At 50.4% G+C, this 17,731-nt stretch carries 10 protein-coding genes; 4 read left to right on the top strand and 6 right to left on the bottom strand.

Features of this window, described 5'->3' with window-relative positions:
* Positions 1-5: 5 nt before the first annotated feature.
* From E0E47_RS15625 to E0E47_RS15605, 5 genes are all read right to left on the bottom strand, one after another.
* Entirely contained in the window at positions 6-1,220 is a 1,215-nt protein-coding gene (locus E0E47_RS15625) for an ABC transporter permease (RefSeq protein ID WP_130894110.1), read from the bottom strand.
* Between the two features lie 6 nt (positions 1,221-1,226).
* Positions 1,227-2,315 carry an ABC transporter permease gene (locus E0E47_RS15620; protein ID WP_008624278.1) on the bottom strand — a complete coding sequence of 363 codons (1,089 nt, stop codon included), beginning with the start codon at positions 2,313-2,315 and terminating at the stop codon, positions 1,227-1,229.
* Between the two features lie 94 nt (positions 2,316-2,409).
* Positions 2,410-3,396 carry an HlyD family secretion protein gene (locus tag E0E47_RS15615; protein WP_008624277.1) on the bottom strand — a complete coding sequence of 329 codons (987 nt, stop codon included), beginning with the start codon at positions 3,394-3,396 and terminating at the stop codon, positions 2,410-2,412.
* Positions 3,397-3,437: 41 nt separating this feature from the next.
* A complete protein-coding gene (locus tag E0E47_RS15610) occupies positions 3,438-4,994 on the bottom strand; it encodes a TolC family protein (RefSeq protein ID WP_130894109.1) in 1,557 nt (518 codons plus the stop codon).
* 134 nt (positions 4,995-5,128) lie between these two features.
* Positions 5,129-6,007 carry a hypothetical protein gene (locus E0E47_RS15605; protein WP_008618495.1) on the bottom strand — a complete coding sequence of 293 codons (879 nt, stop codon included), beginning with the start codon at positions 6,005-6,007 and terminating at the stop codon, positions 5,129-5,131.
* Between the two features lie 198 nt (positions 6,008-6,205).
* Here E0E47_RS15605 and E0E47_RS15600 point away from each other — a divergent pair, with 198 nt between their 5' ends.
* Both E0E47_RS15600 and E0E47_RS15590 read left to right on the top strand, forming a co-directional pair.
* Positions 6,206-8,194, top strand: coding sequence for an LTA synthase family protein (locus tag E0E47_RS15600; protein ID WP_130894108.1), 1,989 nt, complete (start codon positions 6,206-6,208; stop codon positions 8,192-8,194).
* A 691-nt stretch (positions 8,195-8,885) separates the two neighbouring features.
* A complete protein-coding gene (locus E0E47_RS15590) occupies positions 8,886-9,665 on the top strand; it encodes an exodeoxyribonuclease X C-terminal domain-containing protein (RefSeq protein ID WP_130894107.1) in 780 nt (259 codons plus the stop codon).
* Between the two features lie 3 nt (positions 9,666-9,668).
* On the opposite strand, the gene E0E47_RS15585 is transcribed toward E0E47_RS15590, so the two are convergent.
* A complete protein-coding gene (locus E0E47_RS15585) occupies positions 9,669-10,493 on the bottom strand; it encodes a peptidylprolyl isomerase (protein WP_008624270.1) in 825 nt (274 codons plus the stop codon).
* A 130-nt stretch (positions 10,494-10,623) separates the two neighbouring features.
* On the opposite strand from E0E47_RS15585, the gene E0E47_RS15580 reads away from it, so the two are divergent.
* Positions 10,624-15,213 carry a translocation/assembly module TamB domain-containing protein gene (locus E0E47_RS15580; RefSeq protein ID WP_130894106.1) on the top strand — a complete coding sequence of 1,530 codons (4,590 nt, stop codon included), beginning with the start codon at positions 10,624-10,626 and terminating at the stop codon, positions 15,211-15,213.
* The gene (tamL, locus tag E0E47_RS15575; protein WP_130894105.1) at positions 15,210-17,705 is read left to right on the top strand and encodes a translocation and assembly module lipoprotein TamL; all 2,496 of its coding nucleotides are present in this window, start codon (positions 15,210-15,212) and stop codon (positions 17,703-17,705) included. The genes E0E47_RS15580 and tamL overlap by 4 nt, the downstream gene beginning before the upstream one ends.
* Positions 17,706-17,731: the final 26 nt, after the last annotated feature.

Genomic DNA, 17,731 nt, shown 5'->3' with positions numbered 1-17,731 from the left:
ATGGATTAGTTTAATGTATTTGCCTTTCTACGGCTTTCATTTATCATGTAATAATAAGCCGCGCAAGCCGTCAAGAAATATACCCCGGCCTGAATCCACAGGCCGACGTACTCGAATGCCACATCCTCCAATAAAGCCCCCATCGTGTTGATACGTACGAAACCGTTGATGCCGAACGTAGAAGGAGCCAACCAGGATACATATTTCCAGAAATCGGGCACAGCCACTCCCGGCCATGAAATACCCGAAATGAACAACAAAGGCAAGGAGGTGAACACGAATACCAACATGCAAGTCTCACGTTGGCACACCAGAATGGAACACGTCATGGCAAAGAATATACATGCCAACAAATAAGGCACCATGAACGCCAACAAGTCAGACGTTTGGGGTATTTGAGCTAAATGGAACAGTTGTGGCACTACAATCAACACCCACACGCTCACCAAAGCATACAGCATCAGGTAACACAGAGCTTTGCCCAACACCAAACGCACCGTACCTCTCCCTGTCCCTTGAACCAGTTGGGTATGCAACGTGGCCCGTTCGCGGGCAGAACCGTTTATCAGTCCTATACCCAGAAGCAGCGTCTGTTGGATGACCAACATCAACACAGCCGGAATCAGGAAACTGGCAAACCCGTTCGTCGGATTGAACAAAGCCACACTCTCGTACCGTAAAGGTGCAGTAGACACTTCATCCTGCCGCACGGTGGTATTCCCCATCCGTTTGATCTGCAATTCGGTGTTCATATCCAAAGACACGTCCGTACACGCCGTCAGCAGCGCTTTGTAGTAAAGCAATCCGCTCATATCGCAGTACAAACCGACATACGCCTGTTGCATCCGGTTGACCTTACGGCTGAAATCATCCGGAATACGGATGATGCCATATGCTTTCGTGCGGCGCATCAATTCTTTCGCCTCTTCCATATTTCCCGTCCGCGCCACGACTTTTACATCGGGAGAAGCATCAACCCTGCGGACAAAGTCGCGGCTGAGAGCCGTATTCGCCCCATCGACCACCACCGCCGGGACTTCCCTGACCGTTTCTCCCGTATAAATAAAAGCATAGAGCAAGGGATAAAGTACCGGTACCAGAATAAAAAAGATCAGTACTCCCTGGTCACGCACCACACGACCGGCTTCCTTACGCCATATAAAAAACGTATCACTGACAGCCTCACGGAATAGGATATGCAATTCTTTTATCGTTCTCATGACAGATTAAGGTATATAATCATAGTTCAACATTACCGTACGCAACCGCCTGAGCAATAGTAACGGAAGTAGAACGAACAACAACAAAGCCAAATAAGGCTTCCAAGCATAAACCATCGGGTAACCGTTCAGCGTCTGACTGACATAAATCAGGAAATAATGCCTCAACGGGAATAAGTTACTCAGCACTTGCAAAGCCGGATGCATAGCCATCACCGGGAACGAAAAACCCGAAATGGAAAACGACACGACCCCCCACAGCGAACTGGAACTCAGAGCCAACCGCAACGTGGGCAGGACAGAAATGAGAAATACTCCGAAGGACTGCGATGCCAACACCATCAAAAAAGCAGCACATAACAGCGGACCGATACCGCTATGGCACGGAAAACCCAGTATGCCATAAAGGTAAGCGTCGTAAGCTGCGGCTACGCTGAAAAAGATGACCGTATGAGGAAGCAACTTGCCTACAAGGGCATTCCACATCCGATTGTCCGCCATGGCCAACCACTCTTTCCCCGTACCCTCCTTGATTTCGCTCCCGATGGCAAAGACCGTGACCATGAATATCATCATCATCAAGATGCCGGGCAGAATCGTATTGTTCAAATAGACCGAATAGTTCAGCCACGGATTGGACAAAGCGTGCGTGTCGATGACGATCGGTTGTAAGAAAGCCATAGCCGTACGCTCGTCCATTCCTTTGGCCTGCAACGTCTGCAAGCCGACCGAAGCATTGGCCAACACGGACATCGTACGTAAATCACGATATATCAATGAACCGGCAATAAGCAGGCTGTTATTGGTATAAAAAGACACCGTGGGCTGCCGGCTCGACAGAATCTTTTCGGTAGTGCCCTCCGGGATATAGTAGAAAGCATAAATTCTACCTTGTTGCATGGCCCGCCGCGCCTCACTGACCGAGGCATAATCTTCTGTCAGGTGCACTTGGCTGAAAGCATCCATGTTACGCAATATTTCCCGCGTCGTGGACGTATTGTCTTCGTCCACCACTCCCACGGGCATATCCTTGGGTAGCCCCTCGTACATCAGCGTGGTAAAGAAAAGGCAACAAAGGAGTGGAGCCGCTACCATGCAACAAAGGTACAACGGCCGGGAAACCAGCCGCCGTAACTCACGCACCATAATGCCTGCTATACCATGAGACTCCTGCATGCCCGTTACCTCCTTATCGTTTGATGATGACCGACATGCCCGGACGAAGCACTTCCTTCACCCCCACCGGAACCGCACGCACCTCAAACGTTTTCAAGTCGAATTGTCCGGTGGTCTTGGTTGCTTTCCATGCCGCATAAGTTCCCCTGTCCTTCATGTAAGTCACTTTCAGTTTGATGTCTTTACCGAAAGCAGGCACGTACGCCGTGAATTCTTTTCCCACGGCCAAACCGCTTAACAAATCTTCACGCACATTGAATGTCGCCCAACGGTCGTCCAACATCGTAATGTTCATGATAGGCGCTCCCGTACCGACCAATTCTCCCGTCTCGGGGAAAATCTCGGAGACTTCACCGTCCATCTGCGCCAATAATATAGTCTCTCTCATGTAAGACTCCACCTCGGCAATCGCCCCCTTCGCACGTGCGACTTGTGCGGCTGCCGCTTCCTTATCCTCACGCTGCGCCCCATTACGTGCCATTTCGTATTGTGCCCGGGCGGCGCGTTCCGTGGCTTTCATCGCCTGATAGTTTGCATAAGCCTCGTCACGCTTCTGTGCGCTCATCACTCCTTCTTCGAACAAACGGTTGACGCGATGATAAGACTTTTCCGCAATATCCAAACCGGCTTTTGCCTTTTGCCACATCTCGTATGCCCCCTGCAACTGTTCTGCCCGCGTCCCGCGGTCGGCTTTTTCCTTAATAGCTTGGGCTGCCTGACCGGCCGCTTCGGCCTGTGACAGTTTGGCCGCCACATCCGGAGCCTCCAATACGACCAACGTATCCCCGGCTCTCACATGATCGCCCTCCTTCACATAGAAATGCAATATCCTGCCCGGCACCTTACTGGAAACCCTATATTCAGATGCCTCCATTTGTCCCTGGACCGACTCATCGTCGTGCCCCAACAGAAGCATTCCTGCCACAGCTACAGCCGCAATGACCACCACGAGCGTTACCAACGCCCATATCACATTATTATTTTGTTTCTTGAGTTCCATACATCCATTTACATTTTATTATCGTCAAGGTTTCATTCTCATTATAATCCCGGGCCTAACGTACCCATGGCCTTTTGCAGGTAAGTCTGTGCCAACTTCAAATCTATCTGTGCGTCAATCCTATCCGACTGGGCGGAAAGCCAGGCCGTTTGGGCCTCCATGACATTCGTCACAGGAATCACTCCTTCCTTGAATCCCTTATCGGCATAACGGAGATTCTCTTCCGCTTTTTCCATGTTCTTCTCCGACAAAGCCAGTCTCTTTTGTGCTTCCGTATTCTTAAACAGGCTCTGATTGACCTGTAATTCTATCTTTTCCTGCGCTTCGGTCTGCTGCAAACGGGCGATATTGACTTCACTTTTAGCAGCCTTTACCTTATATATACCCTCATTCCAATGAAAAATAGGCACGGAAAGCATGATGCCCACGTTCCACATCCCACGGAACTTATTCTCGAAACCGTTCAACAATGAAGGATTGGAAACCAAATATCCACCGGTCAAAGCCAACGAAGGCAGCATTTCCGAACGAACCACCCGTACTTTGTCTTCGTATATCTTATGAGCCCAATCCAAACTTTTCAATTCCGGACGATTAGTCCACGCCCGCTGTACGGCATCCTCGGGTACCGTCTCCGACACTTGCAAATCCGTCCGGCTTTGCATAAATCGCTCACGATCGGCAGAGGCAAGCGAGCTTGTCTCTGCGCTCGCTAACTCGCGATTTTCATCCGTCAACGTGAACTTCGTGTCCAAATCCATACCGCACAACTGACAAAGCACCATTTTAGACAAAGCCAAACCATTGTCAACCTTAGTCAATAGCATTTCAGCTTCGTTTACTTTCACCTTTACCGTCAATCCGTCCGCCTTGGTAGCCACTCCTTCCCGTATCATCTTCTCCACATCGCCGTCCAGACGGTTTACCAAGTCCAAGAAGCTCTCCGCCATCTTTTTCTTATAGCTCAAAGACACGACTGTCCAATAGGCATCATCCGTGTTGAGAATCAAATCCTGCAACTGGGCATCATGCTGCGTACGCGCCAATGCTTCGGAAAACTTCGTGATACGGTGGTAAGCCCTGATTTTACCCCCCATATACAAAGGTTGCATCAGTGTCACAGCTCCGGCCCACATGTTACGGGTATCCGTCCGCAAGGCATCCGTCAGTTCATTGCCCAACTGGTTTAAAGCCGTGGACATGCCGTCCAGTTTTCCGCTCTGTATGGCCTGCTGCAAAGAAGCCGCCAACTGGGGATTCGTCTGTGCGATATGCTGGATGATAGGAGTAGCCGCCTGTGTCAACCCTTGCTGCAACGAGGTTCCCATGTGGTTCAGAGCCGATTTCTGCCCGTCGTTCAACAATGAAATTTCATCACTGAAATACATGTACGTTCCCGTGGCCGAGAAATCCGGAAGGAAGTTGGTAAATGCCGCTTTCCGGTCATAATGTGCCTTCCGCATCCTTTCTTTGGCTATCAGCAGGCTCTTGTTGTTTGCAATGGCCATATTCCGGCAACTATCCAGGCTGAGCACACGCTGCGCGTGTAACATGCTGAAAAAAGCCGCGAGAATCAAAAAGCCGAAAAGTCTTTTCATCTTGTCTGTTTTTAATATTCCGCTTGATCGTCACCTGAAAATTGCATAGGCAACGATGCAAAAGTATAACAAAAATAGGTCAAATCCTCATGATTTAACCTATTTTCGTACATATTGCACATTCCTCAACATTTCTACTTCTCATAGTTGAAGCTTGCGTTTCCGATATTATGCCCATCGGCAAAAACCGACACGCGATAAGTACCCTTGCTCAAAAACTCATTGACATCCCAATATACCGTCACCGACGTAGCTTCTCCGTTATATTCGATATCCTTTTTAGCAGAATACTCCAAGTTCCGGTTCTCATAGACAAACGTTCCTCCGTTCGTCAGCACTTCGTTGTTCGGTTTGGTGATGCGCACATAAATACTCCGGTTTCCGGCTTGTGCCGTAATGTTCCTCGCAATGACAAAGCTGACGACAAACTTCTTCACATCCTTGACTTTACGGGCCTTCTTCCCACGCTTGTTCTGTCCGACCATAGAAATGCCCGTGGCATCCAGTTGGGAAGCGATGGCCACTTTCTCGCTCAGCGTTTCCTTTTCCGTAGACAGGTTCGTGATAGTCTGCGTAGCCTGGGTGTACTGGGCTTTCACCTGTTGGTTCTCGCTACGAAGCTGCTCGTTTACTCGGTTCAACGAATCTATTTCATGCACATAGCTTCTCAAGATGCTGCGCAACGTGGCCAATTCTTTTTTCAGACGCATGATTTCGGCCGCATCAGTGGCTTTCACTTGCTTCAATTCAGCCAACAACTCTTCCGTCCGTTGCTGCTCCTTATCCAACTGGGCTATCAGCGAATCATTGTTGATTTGCGTTTTCATTTCGCTGTACTGCTGGGCAAAGCGGGCATATTCGTTTTCCATCTCCCTTTTGTCCATTTCCGCCAGTTTCAGCATTTCCTCTTTCTCTGCACTCTCCTGCATATAAGAATAGACCATGTAGCCTAATCCCGCACAAAGGAGCAAGACTACGACCGAAGCAATGATGATTATCTTTTTCTTGTCCATAGTTGAAGTGTTTTTCGCGTTCCTCGCACGCGCTCCCAAACTTATTTATAATAACGGACGCAAAGATAATTCTTTTCTGCCAAGGCAAAAAGCATTTTTCAACTTTTAAAAAGAAAAAAGTAGCGGCTGATTTTATATAAATACAATCTTTTTTCCTAAATTCGCGACCAATTACAGAAAATTAACATCCTCGTCATCATGATGAAAAGACTTTTTGCCGGGCGTTTCATCCGCTCGATAGGTTACCTTTTAAGTGTACATCTCGTAGCATTGCTGTTCTTCTTCGGACTCCGTGTCGCGCTTTTTATCGCCACAGACTATGATTTCCCGAAAGAGATATCGGAAGACTATGCCTTGCAAAGCGTGGCGTTCCTGCGCGGTCTCTGGTTCGACAACGTCATCGCCTGTTACATCCTGCTGCTGCCGTTGGCGGTATTCTGGATAGCCGGATGGTTCGGCTACACCGCCCGTTGGCTTTACCGCTCCTCTGCGTTCTTCTTCATCTTTTTCTATTCGCTGTGTTTCATCATTTCCGCAGCCAATATCCCTTATTTCGCCTACTTCTTCAAGCCCATCAATTCCTCCATATTCAACTGGTTCGACTACGCAGGCACCACAGCGGGAATGGTATTCGGCGAAACGTCCTATTACCTTCCCATCGCTTTGGGACTGGCAGCCATCGCGGCTTTTGCCTGCATCACCCTCCGGTTGTCACGCGCGTTCTTCCTTTTAAGCCGGAACGCCGCGCCCCCGGCAAACAGATGGAAAGCCGCCGCCCTTACGTTTGTGGCCGGAGCCGCCCTTATAGGCTTGTGCTTTTTCGGCATCCGCGGACGGCGGGGTTATAACCCCATAAAAGTAAGCCAGGCGTATTACTGCAATGATGCCTTCCTGAACCAATTAGGGATTAACCCGGTATTCAACCTGATGACCAGTGCCATCGACGACAACCGGAAGGAAAACCGCCTCCTGCACCTCATGGCGGAAGACGAAGCCATAGCCCGCGTGCAAACCCTCCTCGGACGGAAGGGCATGGACGGCATATCGCCCATCGCACGCCGCGTGGAAGTCGACAGCCTGCCGACACGCCGCAACGTGGTCGTCATCCTCATGGAGTCCATGTCGGCTCACCTGATGCAAACTTTCGGTCACGAAACCAGCCTTACGCCCTTCCTCGACAGTCTGTGGCAACAATCGCTCAGCTTCAGCCATTTCTATTCATCCGGCATCCACACCAACCATGGCATGTATTCCTCGCTCTATTCGTTCCCGGCCATGATGAAGCGCAACGCCATGAAAGGCTCCGTCATTCCGGTCTACTCCGGCCTGCCCACCGTACTGAAAGAAAATGGTTACCATAACATGTTCTTCATGACGCACGAATCGCAATACGACAACATGAACGCCTTTTTCCGTACCAACGGTTTCGACGACATTTATTCGCAGGAAAACTACCCGGCGGACAAGGTGGTCAACGGATTCGGCGTACAAGACGACTTCCTATTCCAATACGCCCTGCCCGTGCTCGACCGGCAAGCCCAAAGCGGACAACCGTTTTTCAGCGTCCTGCTCACTATCAGCAACCATCCGCCTTACATCATCCCGCCCTACTTCCATCCGCGCAGCCGGACGACGGAAGAACAAATCGTGGAATATGCCGACTGGTCCATCCGGAACTTCATGACGGAAGCCCTCAAACGTCCTTGGGCGGACAACACGCTGTTCGTCCTCTTGGGCGACCACGGCAAACTGGTGGGCACGCCCGAATGCGAAAGCCCGCAATCGTATAACCACATCCCGCTCATGATTTACGGGCGGGACATAGCTCCGCGTATCGTGGACGCTTACGGCGGGCAGGTGGATTTGGCCCCGACCCTTTTGAGCCTGTTAGGTATCGGTTACGTGCAAAACGATTTCGGTGTGGATTTGCTGAAAGAGAAGCGTCCTTATATGTATTTCACAGCCGACAACCTCATCGGCGTGAGGGACTCGTCACGCCTGTTCCTTTATTTTCCGGACACGCAACAGGAAATCCGATACCGCACGGAGGGTATGACTGTACAGGCTGCCGAGGACGACCCGGTTTTCCGCGACATGAAGCAATACGGTTTTGCCATGCTCCAATGTGCCGAGGTACTGGTGCAACGGCAACAAACCCTCAACCATCCTCAAGAGGGCAAGCGGTAGAAAGCGGATCCGGCTCCCTCCTTCCTGAATTTGACATTCTGTCAAAAAGTCAAATCCAAGCATACGAGAATGTCGTATTTGCAGCCCAACTGAACAATCGGTGCAAATACGCCATTCTCGCGTGTTTACCCATAAACAAAAAGTCAGCCTGTATCCGATCCGGCTTTCATTCGGACATCTGGCATGCCCAACCGTCCGCATCCCCATGGAAACCCGTCAGCTTACACAGGATTATCATGGCAAAACGACACACGGATGACGACACTTTCCGGTCTCCAAATAGAGGAAAAAACGGACTTTTCCTCCTGTCTTTCCACCCTTTCCCAGGCATTCGTCCCCGTTTTTATCCATCCTGTGAAACCGTTCTGCGGCAAATGATTTTTCATTCGCCTGCAAACGAAAAATTTTCTTCCTCATGATGAATTGCATATATACGGAATATCGTTGCATAACCGACTCCGTACACGGATATTTATTCAAAACAAAAACCCTAAAAAGGACTGAAAGCGGTTTTCCATCACCAAAATGGGATGCAAAAAGCAACAAAATGACAACCTTTTGCCCTCTATTCCCTGCAAAATTACTTGGAAACGATTTCTTTTTTTTGTATATTTGCATACGGTGATACATGCCGTAGAAAGGAGCAACCAAGAACAGCATACGATTCTACGAACCGGTTCCGGAAACGGACATGGCACGCGTCACGGCTACCGTCGCAGCGTTCAATTCCGGACGGACATCCGAAATCGGTTTTTATGCCATCAGCATCGCCACACCTTACCGGCGGTATTATGCCTTGTGGCGCATATTCGCAGACGAACGCCCTCCCCTCTTCATCCGTACGTTGGCTGATACATTCGTCATGGCCGCAGGCAAAGCCATGGACTTGCTGAAGTACTGCAAGGTAACTCTGAAGTGGATGGACAATACTTTTTTCATTCCTTATTACGAACAGACTTACGACACGCTGCCCTTCGGAAAATACCGGGGCAAACGCATCGCGGAAGTCTACTACATCGACCCGAACTACGTCCTGTGGATGGCCAACCGCTTCGAGCCGGAAAAGAAAAAGCTCCTGAAACTGAAAGAAACCGCACAATGTTTCGCCGTGGTACACGCGGAACTCAGTCCCCCACGACGGCCTGCCTACCGTTCGCCCAGCCGTTACGTCGGGGAGATAGGAGAAAAACTGGAAGCCCTCCGCTTGAAAATCCTATTCGTCAAGCAGCAAGTGGACACTTACAAGCCAGACTTTTATATCGACCAACGCATTTTGGCCGCAGACAGCCAAGGAAACCGTTATATCTTCACCGAAAAAGCGGCCGGAAAAAGCCAGACGCCCAAAGCTTTGAGCTGCTTCAGCCGCCAGTTTTCACCCGGCATGGACATCACGCTCTCCGCCCGCGTCATGGGGCATTACGAGAGCCGGGGCGTAAAATATACGCGTTTAGGGTACGTGAAATACGGTTGACGGTTATTCCAATACCGTCACCTTGCGTACCACGACCTCCTGCAAAGGACGCTCTTTTGCCGTACGCACTTTTTCTATGGCCTCAGCCACTTGCAGCCCTTCCACCACCTCGCCGAACACGGTGTATTCTCCATCCAAATGGGGCGCACCGCCTACTGTGGTATAGGCCTGTTTCTGCGCCTCGTTAAACGGCACAGGCGGATGGGCAGCTACCTTTGCTTCCGCCTCATGCAACAAAGAGTCTTTCAGACTTTCCAGTTTTTCGGTTTCGCCACGACGGCGCATCAGGTACATTTCTTTGAGATGCCCTCGCGAAAGTTCCTCGTAAAGCGTATCCACCCGGCTTTGGTAAATGGCAGAATAAAGCTCCATCAACGAACTTGGCGTATAGGCCTTCCCCGTCACGATATAGAACTGTGTACCGCTGGAGGCCTTTTCGGGATTCACGTCATCCCCCATACGGGCTGCCGCCAATGCGCCTTTCTTATGAAAATGGTGCGGATAACGGATCTCCGCCGGAATCGTATAACGGTAGGCCGCAGTATCCACGGCCGGTTTCATTCCCCCGGGTTTGAGAGCCGGGTCTCCGGTCTGCACCATAAAGCCTCGTACGACACGATGAAACAAAATATTGTCGTACGCCCCTGCCCGGGCTAACTTGATGAAATTATCACGATGCTTGGGCGTATCGTTATACAACTTCACTTTCATGTCGCCCATAGAGGTTTCTATCAGTACTTCAGTCTCTTCCATTGCTTTCTTCTTTTGCGGACCGCAAGACATTACAGTCATGCAGCACGCGATATAAATCATACTTTTCAATTTCATGCAACCGACGGATGACGATTATTATCCTGCAAAAATAATGAATATGGGGAGTTTTTGTTTTATTTTAGTGAAAAAATATTCCCGAATTCAAAAAAAAGCCGTTCCTTTGTAGTACACTATAACTGAGATTATGAAAAAAAGAATCCTGAAATGGGTAATCGGCATTTTACTCACCCCCATCATACTATTCTTCATATCGGCTACACTGCTTTATCTTCCTCCCATACAAGATTTTGCCGTACGCAAGGCTACGGCCTATCTGTCCGAGACCACTGGCATGAAAGTGCATGTGGGCCGGTTGCGGTTGACCTTCCTTTTCAATATCGACTTGCAGGACGTACAGATAAAAGACGGGCAGGACGACAGCCTGTTGGACGTAGAACGCCTGAACGTGGATTTGAGTTTCGCATCCCTGCTCCACGGGGAAATTGACGTGGAAGGCATCGAACTGACCCGTGCCGCAGTCAACACCAAATCCATGATTGCCGGGGTGGAAATCAAGGGTAGCATAGGACGCTTCTTTATAAACTCCCATGGTATAGAAATCCCACAGGAAATGGTGACGGTGAATACGGCCCTGCTTTCGGATGCCGACGTGGCCATCGCCCTGACGGATTCCACGACGGAAGACACGGCCGCCAGTTCGCCAGTGAACTGGAAAATCGCCCTCGGGCAAGTGGACCTGACACGCACCCGGGTACGGTTCAGCATGCCGGACGACAGCATGACCGTTTCGGGCGGAATCCTTGCGGCGACCCTGCGGAACGGTCTCATAGACTTAGGACAAGCCCTGTACACAGTGGAAACTTTCGACTTGCAGGCCGATTCGCTATTCTACGACCTGCCATACGAGAAAACCGCAGAAGGCCTGGATGTCAACCATATTGCACTCGGGGACATTGGTTTGGGCATCGACAGTATCACATTCGACGGAAATACCTTAGGACTTTCATTGGCGTTACGCGAAACGCACATGAAAGAAAAAAGCGGTCTGGAAATCCGTTCGCTGACAGGGCACTTCAATATGGATTCTACTTCCCTGCATGTATCCGGACTGGTACTCCGCACCCCGGATTCTTACATCAGGACACAGGCTGACATGGACCTTGCCTCCGTAGCCGAACAGCCCCAAGGGAAAATGTCCGCCCGGCTTATGGGAGAACTGGGCAAACAGGACGTATTATTGTTTGCCGGAGGATTGCCCCCTGCCTTTGTCAAGGCTTATCCCAACTCCCCCATCATCTTACGGTTATCGGCCGACGGGAATCTGGATACGCTGAACCTCACGACCGCAGAAGCACGGTTGGCCGGCGCTTTCGAGCTGAAAGCCGACGGAAAGATGTTCCGGCTGACAGACTCCGTACGAAGGTCGGGTCACGTGAATCTGGCCCTGCGTACACGCAATCTCGATTTTGCGAGGGCATTGGCCGGAGAAGAGGCTCTGGAAGACATAGCCCTGCCCCCGATGCGACTGGACGGAAATGTGGGGTTGGACGGACAAAAATACACCGCCGACCTCCGTTTAAGGGAAGGAAAAGGAAGCGTGCAAGTAAAAGGAGGATTCGACGCAGCACGGGCCTACCAGGCGAAACTGGCCATAAAGGACCTGCAACTCCGTCATTTCTTACCCAAAGATTCCCTGTACGGCCTGTCCCTCACGGCATCTGCCAAGGGCGTCGGAACGGATTTATTCAGCCGACATACCCGGATGCAGGCCGACATGACATTGGAAAGCCTGCAATACGGACAACTGCATCTCAGTGACATCAAACTGGATGCCGGATTGCAAAAAGGCAACGGTCACGTCGCGCTCGACAGCCATAACCCGCTATTGGATATGCGCTCCAGAATCGACGCGCTGCTAAGCCGACATAATACCGACCTGACTTTCAGTATGGATATGCGCAGCATCGACCTGTATGCCCTGCGCCTGACCGACAAACCGTTCAAGGCGGGTATGTGCCTGCACATGGACGGCAGTACGAACCTAAAAAACGCCCATACGGTACACGGAACCATATCGGACATATCCCTCATGATGCTAGATTCGGTATTCCGCCCCAAAGATTTGGCCATGAATGTGCTGGCTCTTCCGGACACCACGTATGCCGACATTTCGGCCGGCGACTTCAAACTGCATCTTGACGGACGCGACGGATACGAAACCCTGATGCAGAAAGGTGAAGAATTCATGGCCGTGGCCGACCAACAAATGCAACGCCGGCACCTGAACCAGGATTCACTCAAAATTTTCCTGCCACGCATGACACTCAATATGGAATCGGGGAAAAACAATCCCGTAGCCAACTATCTGACGGCCATGGGATATTCTCTCAACGAATTGAAGCTAAACCTGAACGCCGACCCTGAAATCGGCCTGAACGGAGGCGGCCATATTTACACGATGAATGCAGGAGGCATCTTACTGGATACGATACAGATGCACATCTTTCAGGATACGACCGGCGTAAAAATGGATGGACGGGTACGAAACGGCCCTAAGAACAAACAATTCGTATTCGAGTCCCGGCTGAATGCTTATCTGCACTCCACCGGAGCGGGAATCAATCTGATTTATCTGGATGACAAGCGTAAAAAAGGAGTGGATCTGGGACTGAGAGCCGACGTGCAAGACAATGGCATAAAGGTCGTGTTCTCACAAATTCATCCGATTATCGCCTATCGAAAATTCGATATCAACGAGGATAACTACATATTCCTGGGAAATGACAGACGGGTGGAAGCGGATGTGAATATGCTTGCCGACGACGGCACGGGAGCCAGGGTTTACTCGACGCCCAATCCGGAAGCCTTGCAAGACCTGTCTGTCAACCTGAACCATGTGAACCTAAAGGAACTGACTGCCGTCATTCCATACGCACCCCGTATCTCCGGATTAATGCAAACCGATGCCCACTTGATACAAACGAAGGAAAACCTGTCCGTCGTAGCAGACGTTTCAGTCGAAAACATGGCATACGAAGAAGCCCCTTTGGGAAACATCGGACTGGGACTGGTTTATCTGCCTAACAACGACGGGACACATTTCGTAGATGCACGTATCTCGCACAATGAAACAGAAGTACTTACGCTTTCAGGAGCTTACAAGGACAACGGCAAAAGCGGAACGATAGAGGCGGACTTGGACTTGGCTGAGTTCCCGCTGTCGTTGGCCAACGGTTTTGTCCCGGCCCAAATGGCAGCGTTAGGCGGAATGGCCGACGGCTGCATGAAGGTGAGCGGCCCGACCGACCGTCCCGTCGTAGAAGGATGGTTGGCCACCAAAGCCATGAAAATAACGTCGTCCGAATATAGTTTGAACCTGCGTCTGGAGGATGACACCATCAAAGTAAGGCAAAGCCACCTGAATTTAGACAAGCTGAACGTATATTCCACAGGAAAGAACCCGCTCGTGTTCGACGGAACAGTGGATTTCGCCAACTTCGATAATATCTTGCTCGACCTGAAAATGAATGCATCCAACTTCGAACTTATCAACGCCAAACGTACCCAACAGGCATCAGCCTACGGAAAAGTATACGTGGATGTCAATGCACGGATGGCCGGGAATCTGAACAATATCAACATCAACGGACGCTTGGGGGTATTGGGAAGCACCGATGTGACATACGTACTGAAAGACACGCCGCTTTCATCGGAAGACCGATTGAGCGGTCTGGTCACGTTCGTGGACTTCAGCGATACTACGACCGTGGCAACCCAGGAAGAAGTACAGCCCATGAACATGAACGTGATGATGCAAATCAGCATAGACCAGGGTACACAGGTACACTGCCTGCTAAGTGCCGACCGCTCCAAATACGTGGACCTGGAAGGTGGCGGCGAGCTGACCATGAACTATACTCCGCAGGGAGAACTGACGCTCACCGGACGTTATACGGTGCTGAACGGAGAAATGAAATACTCACTTCCGGTTATCCCTTTGAAGACATTCACCATCGCCTCGGGCAGTTATGTGGATTTCAACGGACCTATCCTGAATCCTACTTTGAACATCTCAGCATCCGAACGTATGCGTGCCACCGTAACGGAAAACGATACCCCACGCACCGTTTCCTTCGAAGTGGGGCTGTCCATCACGCGTACGTTGGAAAACATGGGCTTGGAATTCACCATCGCCGCCCCCGAAGACATGACCGTGCAGAACCAACTCGCAGCCATGTCGATAGAGGAGCGCGGGAAAGTGGCCGTCACCATGTTGGCCACCGGCATGTACTTGTTGGGGGATAATGAAAGCGGAGGGTTCTCCACGACCAATGCCCTGAATGCCCTGTTGCAAAGCGAAATCACCAACATTGCAGGCAAGGCTCTTGAAACCATAGACTTGAGCCTCGGCGTAGACCAAGAAACTACGGCCGAGGGGACGGAACGCACGGATTATTCATTCCGCTTTGCCAAACGCTTCTGGGGCAACCGCGTGAGCATCATCGTGGGCGGCAAAGTGTCTACGGGCGAGAATGTGGAAAATACCGGCCAGTCATTAATAGACAATGTATCGTTAGAATACCGCTTGGACAAGAGTGCCACTCGTTATGTCACCCTATTCTATGACAAGAGTTATGAATCTTTGTTGGAAGGCGAAATCACCGAAATGGGAGCCGGTCTCGTACTAAGACGCAAAATGACACGTTTAGGGGAACTGTTCATCTTCAAGAACAGAAAAAAGAATGAACCTCAACACGAAAAAGAGAAAAAATGATGAAGGCAAGACTGAAGATATATTGTGGCATTATCCTATGCTGCGGTTTGGCCGCAGGTTGCTCAACGACCAAGAACCTTCCCGAAGAAGAGGTTCTGTACACCGGTATCAAGGAAATAGACTATGGCCAAAAATCGAAAAAGAAAGCCAAGAAAAAGGCCAAACAAAAGGAGGAAGAGGGAGTCATTACCTCTCTTGCCGATGCTTACAAAGCGGTAGACGACTTACTCACACAAAGAGATTTGTCCGTGCTGAAACGGAAAGAGGAATTGACACAGGAGCAAAAGGATTCCATCGCCGCCGTGCAACGTATCGAAGAAGAGGCGTATGAAACGGCGAAGGAAGAAGTGGATGCGGCACTGGCTTACGCCCCCAACAACGCTCTTTTCGGAAGTTCGTCCTACCGTATTCCGTTCCCCACCGGACTGTGGATATACAACGCCTTGGTGGGTAAGAAGTCACGCTTCGCAAAATGGCTGTTCGACACATTTGCAGGTACTCCGGTTTTCATCAGCACCGTCAACCCGAAGACCCGTGCACTCGTGGCACAAAACACACTCCGGAACTACGGTTATTTCAACGGCACCGTGGATTATGAAATCCTACCGGAAAAGAACCCCAAAAAGGCCAAAATCAGCTATACCGTCAGACCGCGCAACTTGTTTCGCCTGGACTCCATAGCCTACCTTCGCTTTCCGGCTGTGGGCGACAGCCTGATACGGGAAACGTTCCGGCAACGTACCCTTTTCAGCGGTGATCCGTTCAGCGTAATCAATCTCGATGCCGAAAGAACACGTATTTATAACATGTTCCGTAATTCCGGTTATTTCTACTATAAACCAGAATACATTACCTACCGTGCAGACACCATACAGCGACCGGGATTCGTACAACTGCAAGTCGTGCCGGCCGACGGCATTCCTGCATCGGCCAACAAAAGGTATTACCTTGGACGAACCACCGTCAACCTGTTCAACAATGAATCTTACGAACTGACCGACACGCTACGGTTTCGCGACTACACCTTATATTATAATGGAGGAAAGAAAGGAAAAATTCCCTTGCGCTTCGGTGCCCTCCGGCGTAATATGTTCTATCGGAAAGGCATGCTCTACCGACAGGACATCATGAGCTTCGTACAACAACAACTCTCCGAAATGAATGTGTTCAGCACGGTAAACCTGAAATACGTTCCGCGTGACACCACTGCACTCAACGATACGCTCGACATCGAAATCACCGGTATCCTGGACAAGCCCTACGACGGGGAGTTCACCACAAAGGTGACCTCTAAAAGCAACGGGCAGATTGGGCCGGGCCTCTCGTTCAGCATGTCCAAACGTAATGCTTTCCGGGGTGCTGAAAAATTGAAATTCGAAGTACACGGTTCATACGAATGGCAAACCAACTCTACCGTAAAAGGACGCAGTTCCGTCATCAACTCCTACGAATACGGTACTTCATTGTCATTGGACTATCCCCGACTGATATTTCCCGGGGCACGTAAGTTCTCCCGACGCGCCAAAACGAGCACCTCGTTCGTATTGGATGCTACATGGATGAACCGGGCCAACTATTTCGGCATGGTGTCTTTGAGCGCACGGGCAGCCTATACTTACCAAGCACGTCCTACCATCAAACACGAATTCGTCCCGTTCCGCTTGGATTACGACGAACTGTTGAGTACAACCGCTACTTTCGACTCTATCATGAACGTCAACCAGGCCCTCTACGTAAGCATGCGCGACCAGTTCGTGCCTTCCATGCGCTACACTTTCACTTACTCCAGTCCGCGCAGAGCACGTAATCCGCGTACTTTCATTTTTGAAGTGAAAGAAAGCGGAAACGTCACTTCCGGTATTTACGCTGCTTTCGGCAAACCGTTCAACCAAAAAGACAAGAAACTTTTCAACGTGCCTTTTGCACAGTATATCCGTTTCCTGGCCGAGTTCAGGGAAGAATTCCGACTTACTCCCCGCACAAGCATCGCCACGCGAGTGGGAACCGGCGTGATATTCAGTTACGGAAACTCTACCGCAGCTCCTTACAACGACCTCTTCAGCGTAGGTGGTGCCAACAGTATCCGTGCGTTCACCGTCCGAGGCGTGGGACCGGGTAGCTATATTCCGGGCGCGTCGGCCTATTCCTATATCGACCAGATGGGAGACTTCAAAATCGAAATGAACGCTGAGTATCGCTTCCCCATCGTTTCTATGCTTTCCGGAGCCGTATTCCTGGATGCTGGAAACGTTTGGCTTCTGGATGCAGACGTAAATCGTCCGGGAGGAACTTTCGACATTTCAAGATTCGGCAAGGACTTGGCTTTAGGCACAGGATTGGGTATTCGTTGCGACCTCGATTTCCTCGTATTGCGTTTCGATGTCGGAGTGGGACTTCACGCTCCTTACGACACAGGAAAGAGCGGCTATTACAACATGCCGAAATTCAAAGACAGTCTGGGATACCATTTTGCCGTAGGTTATCCTTTCTAAACTTACGGGATACCATATTAGGTACA

The sequence above is a fragment of the Paraprevotella xylaniphila YIT 11841 genome, assembly GCF_900683745.1.
Lineage (GTDB): Bacteria > Bacteroidota > Bacteroidia > Bacteroidales > Bacteroidaceae > Paraprevotella > Paraprevotella xylaniphila.
The sequence above is the reverse complement of the archived record's forward strand: the minus strand, read 5'-3'. Positions and strand labels throughout refer to the sequence as shown.